This is a genomic window from Streptomyces sp. NPDC102462 (genome assembly GCF_044765425.1).
Lineage (GTDB): Bacteria > Actinomycetota > Actinomycetes > Streptomycetales > Streptomycetaceae > Streptomyces.
Genome location: NZ_JBIWKB010000034.1, coordinates 18,144 through 34,143 on the forward strand (window position 1 = coordinate 18,144; position 16,000 = coordinate 34,143).

At 72.4% G+C, this 16,000-nt stretch carries 8 protein-coding genes and 1 pseudogene; all 9 read left to right on the top strand.

Annotated features, from left to right (window positions below; genetic code table 11):
* Nucleotides 1-103 precede the first annotated feature (103 nt).
* The 9 genes and pseudogenes from ACIRFL_RS26645 (at nucleotide 104) to ACIRFL_RS26685 (ending at nucleotide 15,818) form a co-directional block, all read left to right on the top strand.
* Entirely contained in the window at nucleotides 104-4,549 is a 4,446-nt protein-coding gene (locus ACIRFL_RS26645; protein ID WP_404033187.1) for an Rne/Rng family ribonuclease, read from the top strand.
* 454 nt (nucleotides 4,550-5,003) lie between these two features.
* Nucleotides 5,004-5,324, top strand: coding sequence for a 50S ribosomal protein L21 (gene rplU, locus ACIRFL_RS26650; protein ID WP_404033190.1), 321 nt, complete (start codon nucleotides 5,004-5,006; stop codon nucleotides 5,322-5,324).
* 13 nt (nucleotides 5,325-5,337) lie between these two features.
* Nucleotides 5,338-5,592, top strand: a complete 255-nt coding sequence (rpmA, locus tag ACIRFL_RS26655; protein ID WP_061922958.1) for a 50S ribosomal protein L27 — start codon at nucleotides 5,338-5,340, stop codon at nucleotides 5,590-5,592.
* A 137-nt stretch (nucleotides 5,593-5,729) separates the two neighbouring features.
* Complete coding sequence (gene obgE, locus ACIRFL_RS26660) at nucleotides 5,730-7,169, top strand: GTPase ObgE (RefSeq protein WP_404033192.1); 1,440 nt, start codon at nucleotides 5,730-5,732, stop codon at nucleotides 7,167-7,169.
* A 232-nt stretch (nucleotides 7,170-7,401) separates the two neighbouring features.
* Nucleotides 7,402-8,983, top strand: a pseudogene (locus tag ACIRFL_RS26665) (alkaline phosphatase D family protein).
* A 112-nt stretch (nucleotides 8,984-9,095) separates the two neighbouring features.
* On the top strand, nucleotides 9,096-10,301 hold the full coding sequence (locus ACIRFL_RS26670) for a hypothetical protein (RefSeq protein WP_404033195.1): 1,206 nt from the start codon (nucleotides 9,096-9,098) through the stop codon (nucleotides 10,299-10,301).
* A gap of 214 nt (nucleotides 10,302-10,515) precedes the next feature.
* On the top strand, nucleotides 10,516-12,015 hold the full coding sequence (locus ACIRFL_RS26675) for an SDR family NAD(P)-dependent oxidoreductase (RefSeq protein WP_404033197.1): 1,500 nt from the start codon (nucleotides 10,516-10,518) through the stop codon (nucleotides 12,013-12,015).
* Nucleotides 12,016-12,154: 139 nt separating this feature from the next.
* Nucleotides 12,155-14,266, top strand: a complete 2,112-nt coding sequence (locus ACIRFL_RS26680) for a hypothetical protein (RefSeq protein WP_404033200.1) — start codon at nucleotides 12,155-12,157, stop codon at nucleotides 14,264-14,266.
* A gap of 391 nt (nucleotides 14,267-14,657) precedes the next feature.
* A complete protein-coding gene (locus ACIRFL_RS26685) occupies nucleotides 14,658-15,818 on the top strand; it encodes a glycosyltransferase family 2 protein (protein ID WP_404033356.1) in 1,161 nt (386 codons plus the stop codon).
* Nucleotides 15,819-16,000 lie beyond the last annotated feature (182 nt).

A 16,000-nucleotide genomic window follows, 5' to 3' on the forward strand; every position in this document is an offset into this window, starting at 1 on the left:
TCATCGCGCATCGAGCGGGCCGCGGACGTCAGCGGCGGTCGATCCAGCGGATCGACGCCGGACCAGGCGCGGCGCCCGGGAGCCTGACGGGAGAAACGCCCGCATGCTCGAACCGATCGAACCCGTCGAGGGTTCCGAACCCAACACTCCTAGCGACACCCTGCCGCCGCGCAGGCGTCGCCGTGCCGCCTCCCGCCCGGCGGGCCCGCCTGCCGGTGCCGAGGCCAACGCCGAGGTGACCGCGGAGACCCCGGTCGCCGAGGTGAGCGTCGAGACGACGGCGGGCGCCGAGGCGCCTGTGACCGTTGTGACCGACGAGCCAGTGAAGACCGCAGAGACCGAAGAGGCTGAAGAGATCCAAGAGGTCAAGGAAATCAACGGGGCTGAAGAGGCGACGGCAGAGGCGGCGGCGCGCGAGTCCGCGATCGCCGAAGCGCCCGTCGCCGAGGAGCCCGCGCCCCCCGCTCGTACGCGTCGTCGTGCGGCCCGCCGCGCCTCCGCGCCCGCCGGATCACCCACCGGCGCGGAGACCGTCGTACCGGCCGCGGGGCCGGTGGCCGAGGAGCAGACCGAGACCGTGACCGCCGAGGCGCCCGCCGCCGAGACGCCGGTCGCCGTCGAGGAGCCCGCGCCCGCCGCCCGCCCGCGTCGCCGTGCCGCGCGGCGCGCGTCCGCCCCTGCCGGCACCCCGGCCGCCGTGGAGGACGCCGCCGAGACCGTCGTACCGGTGACCGCCGAGACCACCGTGGCGCCTGCCGCCGAGACGGGTCCCGTCGCCGAGGAGCCCGCGCCCGCCGCTCGTACGCGTCGCCGGGCCACGCGCCGCGTGTCCGCGCCCTCCGGTGCTCCGGCCGCCGAGGCGGCCGAGACCGCGGAGAGTGCCGCGCCCGCCGGGGCCGGTGCCCCCGCGGAGGTGCCCGCCGTCGAGGTGCCGGCCGCCGACACATCGGTCGCCGCCGAGGAGCCCGCGCCCGCCGCTCGTACGCGTCGCCGGGCCACACGCCGCGTGTCCGCGCCCTCCGGTGCTCCGGCCGCCGAGGCGGCCGAGACCGTGGAGAGTGGCGCGCCCACCGAGGCCGACGAGGCTGTGGAGAGCACCGCGCCCGGCGCGGAACCCGTCGAGGTTCCGGTCACCGCCGAGACCCCCGTCGCCGTCGAGGTGCCCGCCGGGGCCGAGGAGACCGGGGCGCGGCGCGTCCGCCGTCGGGCCGCGCGCCGGGTGTCCGCGCCCGCCGGTGCGCCCGCCGCCGAGACGGGTCCCGCCGCCGAGGCCGCACCGGCCGTCGAGGGCGGTCCCGCCGTCGAGACCGGTGCCGTCGCCGAGACCCGTGCCGCCGAGGCCGCGCGGTCCGTCGCGGTCGAGACCAAGCCCGCCGAGCCCGCCGAGTCCGCCGAGGAGCACGCTCCGCGTCGGACCCGTCGTCGTGTTGTGCGGCAGGCCGCCTCCGGGTTCTCCGAGCCCGCGCGGCAGCCCGCTCAGCCCTCCGCCCAGGAGCCCGACCCGGAGTCCGCCGCGGACGCCGGGGCCGAGGCGTCGCGCCGGCCCGCGCGACCAGCCGTCGCCGTGTTCCAGGCGCCGGTGTTCACCGAACCGAAGTTCCAGACCCCGGAGCGGGCCGCCGCCGAAGCCGCCGCGGAGGCCGCCGAGGCGGAGGAGCCCGAGGAGGTCGCCGAGGAGCAGGCCGAGACCGGCACGCGGCGCCGCCGTCGCCGCCGGGCCACCGGCTACGGCGACGAGGCACCCGCCGTCGAGACCCACGCCGAGGACAGCGCCGAGGAGCCGGAGGAGCCGGAGGACTCGGCCGAGGACGCCGACGGCGACGAGGCGGAGGAGACCGGCTCGCGCCGCCGCCGCCGCCGCGGCGGCCGGCGCCGGCGTCGCGGTGACTCCGGTGACGGCGAGGCCGGCGAGGGCGTGGACGCCGAGTCCGACGAACTCGCCGCCGACCAGGCCGCGCAGGACGCCGAGGACACGGCCGAGCAGGAGGAAGAGGACGCCGAGGACGCCCGCGCCGACGAGAGCACCGGCTCCAGCTCCAGCAGCCGGCGCCGTCGTCGGCGGCGCCGCCGTGCCGGTGACGCCTCCGTCGACGCGGAGCCCGACGAGGGCGACCCGGAGCGCACGGTCGTCAAGGTCCGTGAGCCCCGCAAGCCCTCCGAGCCGTCCGACGAGGTGCAGTCCATCAAGGGCTCCACGCGGCTCGAAGCCAAGAAGCAGCGTCGCCGCGAGGGCCGCGAGCAGGGCCGTCGCCGCGTCCCGATCATCACCGAGGCCGAGTTCCTGGCCCGCCGCGAGGCCGTCGAGCGGGTGATGGTCGTCCGGCAGAACGGCGACCGCACGCAGATCGGCGTCCTGGAGGACGGCGTGCTCGTCGAGCACTACGTCAACAAGGAGCAGTCGACCTCGTACGTCGGCAACGTCTACCTCGGCAAGGTGCAGAACGTGCTGCCGTCGATGGAGGCCGCCTTCATCGACATCGGCAAGGGCCGCAACGCCGTGCTCTACGCCGGCGAGGTCAACTTCGAGGCGCTCGGGCTCGCGAACGGCCCACGCCGCATCGAGTCCGCGCTGAAGTCCGGCCAGTCCGTGCTCGTCCAGGTCACCAAGGACCCCATCGGACACAAGGGCGCGCGTCTGACCAGCCAGGTCTCGCTGCCCGGCCGCTACCTCGTGTACGTGCCCGAGGGCTCCATGACCGGCATCAGCCGCAAGCTGCCCGACACCGAGCGGGCGCGGCTGAAGACCATCCTCAAGAAGATCGTCCCCGAGGACGCGGGTGTCATCGTGCGCACCGCCGCCGAGGGAGCGAGCGAGGAGGAGCTGCGCCGGGACGTCGAGCGGCTGCAGGCGCAGTGGGAGGACATCCGCAAGAAGGCGAAGAGCGGCGGCTCCAGTGCGCCTTCGCTGCTGTACGGCGAGCCGGACATGACCGTCCGGGTCGTGCGCGACATCTTCAACGAGGACTTCTCCAAGGTCATCGTCAGCGGTGACGACGCCTGGGAGACCGTCCACGGGTACGTCGCGCACGTCGCGCCTGACCTCGCCGACCGGCTGCAGAAGTGGACCAGCGAGGTCGACGTCTTCGCCACGTACCGGATCGACGAGCAACTGGCCAAGGCGCTGGACCGCAAGGTCTGGCTGCCCAGCGGCGGTTCGCTGGTCATCGACCGGACCGAGGCGATGGTCGTCATCGACGTCAACACCGGCAAGTTCACCGGTCAGGGCGGCAACCTGGAGGAGACCGTCACCAGGAACAACCTGGAGGCGGCGGAGGAGATCGTGCGCCAGCTGCGGCTGCGCGACCTCGGCGGCATCATCGTCATCGACTTCATCGACATGGTGCTGGAGTCCAACCGGGACCTGGTGCTGCGGCGCCTGCTGGAGTGCCTGGGCCGGGACCGCACGAAGCACCAGGTGGCGGAGGTGACCTCGCTGGGCCTGGTGCAGATGACCCGCAAGCGGGTCGGCCAGGGCCTGCTGGAGTCCTTCTCGGAGACCTGCGTCCACTGCAACGGCCGCGGCGTCATCGTGCACATGGAGCAGCCGGTGTCCGTGGGCGGCGGCGGCAAGCGCAAGAAGCGCGGGCGCGGCGGCGACGGACAGGTGCAGGAGGCCGAGGCCGCGGTCGTGGAGACGACCGTGACCGCCGAGCAGGAGGCGGAGACCGAGGCCGAGGTCGCGGCGGAGGCCGCCGTGCCGGTCGCGCTCCCCGCGCCGGACTTCGCGCCCGACGAGGAGCTGTACAGCAGCGTCGCCGAGGCGGAGGCCGCGGCGTCCGGCCGCGGGCGCACCCGGCGCCGGGCGAGCCGCCGGGCCTCGGCTCCGGCGAGCGCGCCCAGGGGCGAGTCCGTACGGCCGGAGGCGACGGCTCCCGCGGCCGAGGCGGAGGCCACGCGGCCGGTGCAGCCGGTGCCCGCCGCCGAGGCGCAGGCCGAGCCGGTGGCGGTCGAGGACCCGGCCGTCGCCGCGCCCCCCGCCGCCGAGGAGGCCGCGCCGACCGGCCGTACGCGGCGCCGCGCGACCCGGAAGGTGTCGGCACCGGCCGGTTCCCCCGCGGGCGCCGAGGCGGCCGTGGTGACGGTCACCGAGGCCGCGCCCGCGGCCGAGGAGCCGGCGGCCGAACAGGCGGCGCTCGCCGCACCGGACGCGGAGGAGCCCGCTGAGGCGGCCGCCCCGGCCCGTCCGCGGCGCCGCGCCGTGCGCAAGGCCACCGCGCCGACCGCCGCGGAGGAGGCCGCCGTGGTGGTGGTCCCGTCGACCGCGGCGGAGGAGGCGGCCCCGGCCGAGGGCGAGCCGACGGAACCGGTCGAGTCGGCTGAGTCGGCCGGCTCGGCAGAATCGGCCGAGGAAGCGGCTCCCGCCAAGAAGGCGGCCCGCAAGACCGCCAAGAAGGCCACGGCGAAGAAGGCCGCCACCAAGAAGACCGCGGCCAAGAAGACGGCAGCGAAGAAGACGACGGCCAAGAAGGCGGCGAAGACCGCCAAGACGGCCGCCGCCAAGTCGACGGCGAAGAAGACCGCGGTCTCGGCCGCCGCCGACGAGAGCTGACCGCGTCCGACGCGGGGTGCGCCCCCGGTGCGGGGGGGGGGGGGGGGGGGGGGGGGGGGCCCCCCCCCCCCCGCGCCGGGGGGGGGGGGGGCGCCCCCCCCGCCCCCCCCCGCCCCGGCCGGGGGGGGGGGGGGGGCCCCGCCGGCGCCCCCCCCCCCCCCCGCCGGCGCCCCCCCCCCCCCCGGCCGCCCCCCGCGGGGGGGGGGGGGGCCCCCGGGGGGGGGGGGGGGGGGGGCCCCGGGCCCCCCCCCCCACCCCGCTCGGACGGGGCCCGGTTTGACCCTCCCGGTCAGCTCCCCGTAACCTTGGCCGTCGGTGTGTCCGTCCATAGAGGCGCGCCACATCCCCGTAAACCTCTTCCTCCCGGGCACAGGGTTGGCCGGGAGAGGTCGTCCGTGCTGTTCCGGGCGGCTGGCCTTCGGGGGTGCCGTTTCCGAGCGAGAGAGAGATCCGCGTGTACGCCATCGTGCGCAGCGGTGGCCGCCAGCACAAGGTTGCTGTCGGTGACATCGTCGAGGTTGACAAGATTTCCACTGCCGAGGTTGGCGACACGGTCGAGCTCTCGACCCTGCTCGTTGTCGACGGCGACGCTGTGACCAGCGACCCGTGGGTGCTGGCCGGCATCAAGGTCCAGGCCGAGGTCGTGGACCACCACAAGGGCCAGAAGATCGACATTCTGCGCTACAAGAACAAGACCGGCTACCGCCGTCGCCAGGGCCACCGCCAGCAGTACACGGCGATCAAGGTCACCGCGATCCCCGCGGCTGCGAAGTAAGGACTGAGGAGACATGGCACACAAGAAGGGCGCATCGTCCACCCGGAACGGTCGCGACTCCAACGCCCAGCGGCTCGGCGTGAAGCGCTTCGGCGGTCAGGTCGTGAACGCGGGTGAGATCCTCGTCCGCCAGCGCGGCACCCACTTCCACCCGGGCGCGGGCGTCGGCCGTGGCGGCGACGACACGCTGTTCGCGCTGCAGGCCGGTGCGGTGGAGTTCGGTAGCCACCGCGGCCGCAAGGTCGTGAACATCGTCCCGGTCGCCTGACCCAGGCGCCCGACCGTACGTTTCGCGAGGCGGACCTCACTTCCCGGGCGGGAAGGCGGGTCCGCCTTTCGCGTGTTACCCAGCACGTCATTCGCATCCCCGGCCGTCGGCCGGGGCATCCCCAGGAGGCACCCACCATGACCACCTTCGTGGACCGCGTCGAACTGCATGTCGCCGCGGGTAACGGAGGTCACGGCTGTGCCTCCGTACACCGCGAGAAGTTCAAGCCGCTGGGCGGCCCGGACGGCGGCAACGGCGGACGCGGCGGCGATGTGATCCTGACCGTCGACCAGTCGGTCACCACGCTGCTCGACTACCACCACTCCCCGCACCGCAAGGCCACCAACGGCAAGCCGGGCGAGGGCGGCAACCGCTCCGGCAAGGACGGCCAGGACCTGGTCCTGCCGGTGCCGGACGGCACCGTCGTGCTGGACAAGGCGGGCCGGGTGCTCGCCGACCTGGTCGGGCACGGCACGTCGTACATCGCCGCGCAGGGCGGCCGGGGCGGGCTCGGCAACGCGGCGCTGGCCTCGGCCCGGCGCAAGGCGCCCGGATTCGCGCTGCTCGGCGAGCCGGGCGGCCTCCAGGACATCGTGCTGGAGCTGAAGACGGTCGCCGACGTGGCCCTCGTCGGCTATCCGAGCGCGGGCAAGTCCTCGCTGATCTCGGTGCTGAGCGCGGCCAAGCCGAAGATCGCGGACTACCCCTTCACCACACTCGTGCCGAACCTGGGCGTGGTGACCGCGGGCGCGACCGTGTACACCGTCGCCGATGTGCCGGGGCTGATCCCCGGCGCCAGCCAGGGCAAGGGGCTCGGCCTGGAGTTCCTGCGGCACGTGGAGCGGTGCAGCGTGCTGGTGCATGTGTTGGACACGGCGACCCTGGAGTCCGACCGCGACCCGCTCTCCGACCTCGACGTCATCGAGGAGGAGCTGAAGCAGTACGGCGGGCTCGGCGACCGGCCCCGGATCGTCGTCCTCAACAAGGTCGACGTGCCGGACGGCAAGGACCTGGCCGAGATGGTGCGACCGGACCTGGAGGCGCGCGGCTTCCGCGTCTTGGAGGTGTCCGCGGTGGCGCACATCGGCCTGCGGGAACTGTCGTACGCGCTCGGTGAGCTGGTGGCCGCGGCACGGGCCGCGAGGCCGAAGGAGGAGGCGACGCGGATCGTCATCCGGCCGAAGGCGGTCGACGAGGCGGGCTTCACCGTGACGCGCGAGGACGACGCCCTGTTCCGGGTGCGCGGCGAGAAGCCGGAACGCTGGGTGCGGCAGACCGACTTCAACAACGACGAGGCCGTCGGCTACCTCGCCGACCGGCTCAACCGCCTCGGTGTGGAGGAGGAGTTGCTGAAGGCGGGCGCGCGCGCCGGGGACGGCGTCGCGATCGGCCCCGAGGAGAACGCGGTCGTCTTCGACTGGGAGCCTTCGGTGATGGCGGGCGCGGAGATGCTGGGCAGGCGCGGCGAGGACCACCGGCTGGAGGAGCAGCGGCCCGCCGTCCAGCGGCGGCGCGAGCGGCAGGCCGAACGCGACGAGGCCACCCACGAGTTCGACACCTTCGACCCCTTCGAGTGAGCCGCGCGGTTCCCCGGGCCGGCCGGCCCGGGAACCGGCCCGAACCGCTGATCTGACGTCAGACCCGTTGCGGCACCGCCACGTTCGCGTGGCCGTATGGCCGCGACGGGTCTTTCACTGTCCGACTGTTTGTCATGCACGCGCATGCCTGTGTTCAGGGGGCGGTTCGTCCGGCCGTGGCAGCTTCCCAGTGTCCATGCCCAAGAGGCCACTGTGGCAAGGGAGTCCGCGCATGACCGCAGCTGTATCGCCCGACCGCCGCCGTCTGCTGACCGCCGGTGCCGCCGTGCTCGGCGCCGCCGCCTCCGCCCCGCTGTGGCTGCCCACCACGGCCCGGGCGGCCGAGACCGCGCTGCCCGACGGGGTGTTCGGCCTCGGCGTCGCCTCCGGCGACCCTCCCCCACTGCCTTGACGGCGTGGGGGGACCCCCACCCGACGGCATCGTGCTGTGGACCCGGCTCGCCCCCGACCCGCTGAACGGCGGCGGGATGCCCGACGCCGTCGTCCCGGTGCAGTGGGAGATCGCCGAGGACGAGCGGTTCCGGCGGACCGTGCGCCGGGGCGTGGCCCGGGCCCGGCCCGAGTACGGACACAGCGTCCACGTGGACGTGCGGGGGCTGCGCCCCGAGCGCGCCTACTGGTACCGCTTCCGGGCCGGCGGCCGGCTCTCGCCCACCGGCCGCACCCGCACCGCGCCCGCCCCGCACCGCACCGGCGGCTCGCTGCGCGTGGCGCTCGCCTCCTGCCAGAACTGGCAGCACGGCTACTTCACCCCGTACGCCGACATGCTCGCCCAGGACCCCGACGTCGTGCTCTTCGTCGGCGACTACATCTACGAGTCGGCGCCGTCGGCGACGGCGGTGCGCCGTCACGAGGGCACGGGGGAGCCGTACACGCTGGCCGAGTACCGCAACCGCTACGCCCAGTACCGCACCGACCCGGACCTGGCCGCGATGCACGCGCACGCGCCCTGGGTGGTCACCTTCGACGACCACGAGGTCGACAACGACTTCGCAGGACAGGTTCCGCAGGACCCCGACAAGCAGGCCCACGACGCGTTCGTGGCCCGGCTGACCGCGGCGTACCAGGCGTACTACGAGCACATGCCGGTGCGTGCGAGCGCGGTCCCGAACGGCCCGCACATCCGGATGCACCGCCGGCTGGACTTCGGCCGGCTGGTCCGGCTCAACGTCCTGGACACCCGGCAGTTCCGCAGCGACCAGGCCACCACCCAGGCCGGCGCGCAGGACCCGTCGCTGACGATGCTCGGTGCCGGGCAGAAGCGGTGGCTGCTCGACGGACTGCACGGCTCCCCGGCCCGCTGGAACCTGATCGCCTCGCAGATCATGATGGCCGAGACCGATCTGCTCCCCGGCGAGGGCAAGCTCTGGTACTACGACGCCTGGGACGGCTACCAGGCCGAACGCAACGCCCTGCTCCGGGAGTTCAGGTCCGTACGCAATCCGGTGGTGCTCAGCGGCGACCGGCACCTGACGATGATCAGCGATCTGAAGGCGGACTTCGCCGATCCGGACTCGGACGTCGTCGGCGCCGAGTTCGTCGGCACGTCCGTCTCCAGCAACGGCGACCAGGACCAGGCGGCCTTCCACGCCCAGTGGGACCCGCTGAAGGCGGACAACCCGCACTGGAAGGTGATCGACGCCCACCGCGGCTACCACCTCTTCGACATCGGCCGCGACGGCATCGACGCGCGGGTGCGGGCGGTGAACACCGTGGTCGCGCCGCGGGCGAGCGCGAGCACGTCGGCCGCGCTGCGGGTGGAGGCGGACGTGCCGGGCGTGCGCCTGAAGTGACGGCGCGTCCCCGGGAGCGCCCCAGGACTCGTCACCGGCTCACCGCCGGCTCATGACAGTCCCAGGGCGTTCTCAGGTAGGTCTCAGGCACCTCTCCTACCATCCGTTGACCATGGAGACGGACTGTACGAGAGACGGCATCCCGGCGAACGGGGCCTCCCCGCGGGGCGGGGGCGCCGCCGCGCCCGCCCCGCTGCCCGCCGGCACCCGCCTGCTGCACATAGGCCCGCACAAGACCGGGACCACCGCCGTCCAGGGGGCGCTGTTCGCCGCGAGGGACGCGCTGCCGGAGCACGGCGTCGTGTTCCCGGCGCACAGCCGGCACCCCATGGAGGCCGCCCTCGCCGCCTGCGCCCGGCCCGGGATGATGGGCGACACCGTGCCCACCGAACGGCACTGGACCCGGCTGGTGGACCAGGTGAAGGCCGCCGGCCCGTGCACCTCGGTGGTGAGCAGCGAGTTCTTCGCCGACGCCGCGGACGAGACGGCCATCGGGCGGATCGTCGCGCAGTTGGGCGGCGAGCGGGTGCACGTGGTGGTCACGCTGCGCCCGCTGGCCAAGATCATGCCCTCGCAGTGGCAGCAGTACGTGCAGAACGGGCTGCGCATGGGCTACGAGGACTGGTTGGAGCACATGCTCCGCAGGCCGCCCTTCGAGAAGCCCAACCCGAGCTTCTGGCATCGCCACCGGCACGACCGGCTGGTCGAGCGCTGGGCCCGGGTGGTGGGTGCGGACCGGATCACCGTCGTGGTGGTCGACGACCGGGACCGGGACGGGCTGATGCGCACCTTCGAGGCGCTGCTCGGACTGCCCGGAAATCTCCTCCGGCCGGTCCCGGACACGGCGAATCGTTCACTCACCCGTGCCGAGACCGAAATGCTGCGGAATCTTAATGTGGAATTCCGGGGCAATGATCTGCCGGATGAGCTGTATTCCCGGCTGGTTCGTAACGGCGCGGTCATGCATATGAAGAACACGTGTAGTACCACGCCGCGGGACGTGAAGATCGTCACGCCCCGTTGGGCGGTCGAGGCCGTCGCCGGGATCGCCGCCGCGATGGCGGAGCGGATCGCCTCCTCGGGCGTGCGCGTCCTCGGTGACCCGGCGCTGCTGTCGGCCGTGCCTGAGCCGTACGGCGAGGTGTCGGACAAGGCCCTGATCGCCCCCGAGGTCGCAGCTCGGGCGCTGTACGGGGCGCTTGCCGCGGCCGCCGCGGCGCCCGTGCGGGCCACGGCGCGCACCGTGCAGCAGACGTCGTCGAGGGAGCTGGTGCGGGTGCTCGGCCACCGCTGTCTCAAGCGGCTGCGGCGCCGCTGAGCCGACGAGGCGTCACGTTCCGCGAGACAAAAGCCCTGTGGAGTTACTCACAGCAATTCCCGGGAACCCTTCCGCAGGGCATCGCCTGTCCCCAGGCATGGAAGGTGAATGACAGGTTGCGCGCACATATGCAACGAAGGGCGCTCACCTTGCACTGCGGTTACCCGAAGTGGGACCATTTCCGGGTTCCCTGACGCGCCAAGGTAGGTCACCTGTGTCCCAGCACATAGCCAAGCCCCGTACCACCGCAGTGATCCTGGCCGGTGGCACCGGCCAGCGGGTGGGTCTGTCGATCCCCAAGCAGCTGCTGAAGATCGCCGGCAAGGCAGTCATCGAGCACACCCTGACCACCTTCGAGAACGCCGACTCGATCGACGACGTCATCGTGCTGATGGCGCCGGGCTATGTGCCGGACGTGGAGAAGATCGTCGCCAGGGCCGGGTTCACCAAGGTAAAGGAGATCATCGAGGGCGGCTCCACCCGCAACGAGACCACCGAGCGGGCCATCACCGCCCTCGGCGCGGACCTGGCCCCGGGCGAAGACCTCAACGTCCTCTTCCACGACGCCGTACGCCCCCTGCTGGCGCGGCGCGTCATCGACGACTGCGTCGCCGCCCTGGACCGCTACCAGGCCGTCGACGTCGCCATCCCGTCCGCGGACACCATCATCGTCACCCGCACCCATGGCCAGGACGGCGAGTTCATCACCGAGATCCCGGACCGCTCCCGGCTGCGCCGCGGTCAGACCCCGCAGGCGTTCAAGCTGTCCACGATCCGCCGCGCCTACGAGGTCGCCGCCGGCGACCCCAACTTCCAGGCCACCGACGACTGCTCGGTCGTGCTCAAGTACCTGCCCGACGTGCCGATCCACGTCGTGGCGGGCGACGAGTACAACATGAAGGTGACCCAGCCGGTCGACGTGTTCATCGCCGACAAGCTCTTCCAACTCGGCTCCACCGCCGCGCCCGAGCAGAAGGGCGAGGAGACCTACCGGGAACTGCTCGCCGGCCGGACCGTGGTGATCTTCGGCGGTTCGTACGGCATCGGCAAGGACATCGCCGAATTCGCCGGGTCCTACGGCGCTCAGGTCTACGCCCTCGGCCGCTCCACCACCGGCACCCACGTGGAGAACCCCGAGGAGGTCGACGACGCGCTGTCCAGGGCGTACGCGGAGACCGGCCGGATCGACTACGTCGTCAACACCGCGGGAGTGCTGCGCATCGGCAAGCTCGCCGAGACCGACAACGCCACCATCGAGGAGGCGCTGAAGGTCAACTACCTGGCGCCGGTGCAGATCGCGCGCTCCGCGTACAAGTACCTGGCCGAGACCAAGGGGCAGTTGCTGCTGTACACCTCCAGCAGCTACACCCGCGGCCGGGCCGAGTACAGCCTGTACTCCTCCACCAAGGCCGCCATGGTGAACCTCACCCAGGCGCTGTCCGACGAGTGGGCCGGCGACGGCATCCGCGTCAACTGCGTCAACCCCGAGCGCACCGCCACCCCGATGCGCACCAGGGCCTTCGGTCAGGAGCCCGCGGGCTCCCTGCTCTCCTCCGAGGCCGTGGCCCGCACCTCCCTCGACGTGCTGCTGTCCGAGCTGACCGGCCATGTCATCGACGTCCGCCAGCAGGATCCGACGGCCGGCGCCAGCAGGGCGTCCGGCTTCGAGCAGGCACTGGCCGGCGTTCTCGACCGTCAGGACGGCGTGGCATAATCGGCAGCAAATAAGCAACTGTCATTCAGGCCCCTGTGGCTGCGCGTTAGCGGAGCATTCACAGGGGCCTGAATCCTTAAGACCCCCAGACCGTCCGTAAGGTCTCATTCCGGCCGTTTTGTCAGCAAAAAGGTTCTCCGTGATATCCACCGCCATTCGCGTCGCCCGGGTGGGCAGCGCGGCCGAGCTGGCCGCGGCGGCCCTCATGATGCTGGGCTTCCCCTGCCTCATGGTGGCCGCGCTCGTCCCGAATGTGTACGCCTTCGCGGCCGCGGCCGCAGTGACCTATCTCGCGGACCACTATCTGCACCACAAAGGCAGCTACCTGATCAACCGCCTCGGCAAGGTACGCGCCGGGCTGTCGATCCGCTTCCTGATCCGGCAGCTGCTGCTGGTCCTGCTGCTGGCCCGGATGTCCCTCGCGGACAACCTGATCTACTACGGCGCGATCGCCTGCTTCATCACCTTCTTCGCCCTGCAGGCCCCGCACGGTGCGCTGGTCACCCTGATCCGCAACCGCCGCCGCATGCCGGTCGCCACCCGCAACGTCGACCTGAAGTCCCGCGTCCGCATACCGGACGCCCCGCCGCAGCGCCTGCTGCACCGCTCCGCCGAGAAGATGCTCCACCTCGACCTGTTCGCGGTCGCCGGCATCCTGGTCGGCGCCGCGCTGGACAGGTCCGGTTACGGCTACGCGGGCATCGGTCTGACGGTGCTGCTCGCCCTGCTGTACGTCGTCGCGCTCATGCCCTACGTACGCGGCCGCAAGATCCCGCCGAACGCCGACCAGGTGCTGGCGGCCGTCGACGACTGGCTGACCGCCTACAAGCCGGAGACGGTGCTCTACTTCTCCGGCTCCAAGGACTCCGCGTACCAGGTCAACATGTGGCTGGAGACCATGGAGCAGCTGGACACCCGGCCGCTGGTCATCCTGCGTGAGCGGGTCATCCTGCAGAACCTCGCCCCGACCACGGTGCCCGTCGTCTGCGTGCCCGGCGGTGTGCATCTGATGAACATGGACCTGTCCACGGTGCGGGTCGCGCTGTACGCGGCGAACGTCGGCAAGAACATCCACCTGCTGCGCGTACCGACCATGAAGCACGTCTTCATCGGCCACGGCGACAGCGACAAGCTGGCCAGCGTCAACCCGTTCAGCAAGGTCTACGACGAGGTGTGGACCGCGGGCCGCGCGGGCCGCGACCGGTACGCCATCGCCGACGTGGGCGTCCGCGACGAGGACATCGTCGAGGTCGGACGCCCGCAGCTGGCGCCCATCCGGACCTGGCAGGGCGTGCCCGAGGACCGGATACCGACCGTGCTGTACGCGCCCACCTGGGAAGGCTGGGACGACAACCCGGGCAACACCTCGATCCTGCTGGCCGGCGAGAACATCGTGCGTCGGCTGGTGCAGTCCGACCCGCCCGTCCGCGTCCTCTACAAGCCGCACCCCTTCACCGGCACCCGCAGCGGCCGGGCCAAGGCCGCCCACGAGCGGATCACCGCCCTGGTCGAGAAGGCCGCCGCACAGCGCGCCGCCGACCCCCGGTTCCCCGCCGACCCGGCCGCACACGCACAGGCCGGGGCCGAGCTGGCCCGCATCGAGGCCCGGCTCGCCGAGCTGTCCGGCGCCGGCGGCGAGAAGGGCGACGAGGCCGAGGCGTCCCGGGACGGCGTCGTCGACGTCACCCGGCACGAGGAGATCGCCCGGCTGCGCACCGAGTGGAACGCCGCCTACTGGCGCTCCTTCCCGGCGCACGAGCACCGGGTCATCGCGGGCGCCGAGCCGCGCCTGTACGACTGCTTCAACGTCTCCGACGCGATGGTCTCCGACATCTCCAGCGTGGTCTCCGACTTCATCGCGAGCGGCAAGCCCTACGCGGTCACGGACTGCGCCGAACTGGGCGTGGAGGAGTTCAAACGGCAGAACACGGCGGTGCGCGCCGCGGTGATCCTGTCCAACGGCGCCCAGGAGTTGGACGCCCTGCTGGCCGCCGTACGCGACCCCGCGGCCGACCCGCTGGCCGACGACCGCACGGAGCTGAAGCGGTATCTGCTCGGCCCCGACGAGCCGACGTCCATCGACCAGTTCAACGCCGCCGTGGCCGGCCTCGCCCGCAAGGCCGAGACCCGCAACCTCGGCCAGGCGAACCGGGCCGCGGCCGGCACGGCGGAGGCGGGCGCGCTGGCGGAGCTGCTGCCAGGGCAGCGGCTGTCGTCCGCGGGCGAGACGGACGGGGTGACGGCGGGCTAGACGCCCCACCGAATCCGTGGCCCGGTCTTCCGGAGAGCACTCTCCGGAAGACCGGGCTGTTCTGTGTTCGGATTCGTCTGTGTTCGGATTTGTCTTCTGCTCGCCTCGGGATGTCTGGCCGCGTCTTCTTACCGTCGGTTCTCGTCGCTCCTGAGCAATTCTTACCGGCCGTGCGTACTGTCCGATGTCACCTAATACCGCCCCCTGCCCGTCCGTTTCGCTGTGTGACGTGCGCCACTGATCGTGTACGGCAAGGCAACCGGCAGGCCCCGCTTCCCGTCTAACAGGTTGCGATTGAGGCAATACGGGGGAAATGTTCCATTGACTAGGGGGAAACGTGACCGTCGTGACGCAGCCTGATGTGAGTGTGATCATCGGGGCGTACGAAGCGATGCCGTACCTGGTCGAGTGCCTGAAGTCCGTCGAGGCACAGACCATCGAACCGGGGCGCATCGAGGTCATCGCGGTCGATGACGGCTCCACCGACGGGACGGGGGAGTACCTGGAGGAGTTCGCGGCCCGCGCGCCCATGCCGGTCACCGTGATCCGGCAGGAGAACTCCGGCGGCCCCAGCGGCCCGCGCAACGTCGGCCTCGGCAAGGCGGGCGGACGCTATGTGTTCTTCCTCGACGCCGACGACCGGCTCGGGCCCGAGGCCCTGGAACGCATGGTCGCCATGGCCGACGAGCACGGCACCGATGTGGTCCTCGGCCGGGTCGAGGGCATCAACCGCACCCCGCCCAAGTCGATGTGGGGCAAGACGCTCGGCCGTACCGACGTCTTCTCCTCCAACATCAAGTTCACGCTGAGCGCGCAGAAGCTGTTCCGCCGGGCGCTACTGGACCGGCACGGGATGCGCTTCGACGAGTCCCTGTGGACCGGCGAGGACGCGCTGTTCACCATGGAGGCGTATCTGCGGGCCGACGGCGTCTCCGTGCTCGCCGACTACACCTGCTACTACCTGGTGGGCCGCGAGGACGGCAAGCACGTCACCAAGACCGGCGGCTACACGCTCCGCTTCGACTCCGCCCGCGCCCTGATGAACCTGATCGCCGAGATGGTCCCGGCCGGCAGCCGGCGCGACGCCCTGATGGTCCGGCCCTTCCTGGTGACGCTCCTGCCGCAGTTCGGCCCCCGGTACCTGAAGGACAGCGAGGAGGTCAGACGGGACAAGTTCGCGTTGGCCAAGCCGCTGACGGACGCCCACTGGACGCCCGGGGTCGCCCGGCGGCTCAAGGTGCACGAGCGCCTGCGGCTGCACCTGGTGGCGACCGGCCGCCCGGACCTCCTCGTGGACGTCGTGGAGTTCGTCCGGGCCAAACGGCAGGCCGCCGCCGTGCTGGAGCGGCGGCGCACCCGCGTCTACCTCGTCTACCCGCACTTCCGCTCCCGCGCGGCCGGCATCCCCGACAGCCTCTACCTCGCCGAGGACCGCGAGGCCCGCGCCTTCGAGGGCTACCGCGAGGCGAGCGCCAACTCCTTCGTCCGCCGAGCCCTCCGCAAAATCCGCCGCACCCTCCGCCCGGGCGACTTCGGCACAGCAGCGGCCTGAGGGGGCCGGCCTGGGCGGGCCTGGAGGGCCGGTGCGGGCGCGTACGCAAGCATTCCGGTCCCCGGGAGCCAACTCCCGCCCGGAGCACGCCTGTTGGCTTCGAGGGGCCGCTTATGGGGTCGTGCGGGACGGGGGTCGAGGGGGCTGGGGGCGGGTGGTTCGAGCGCCGGTTCTGAGGGCTT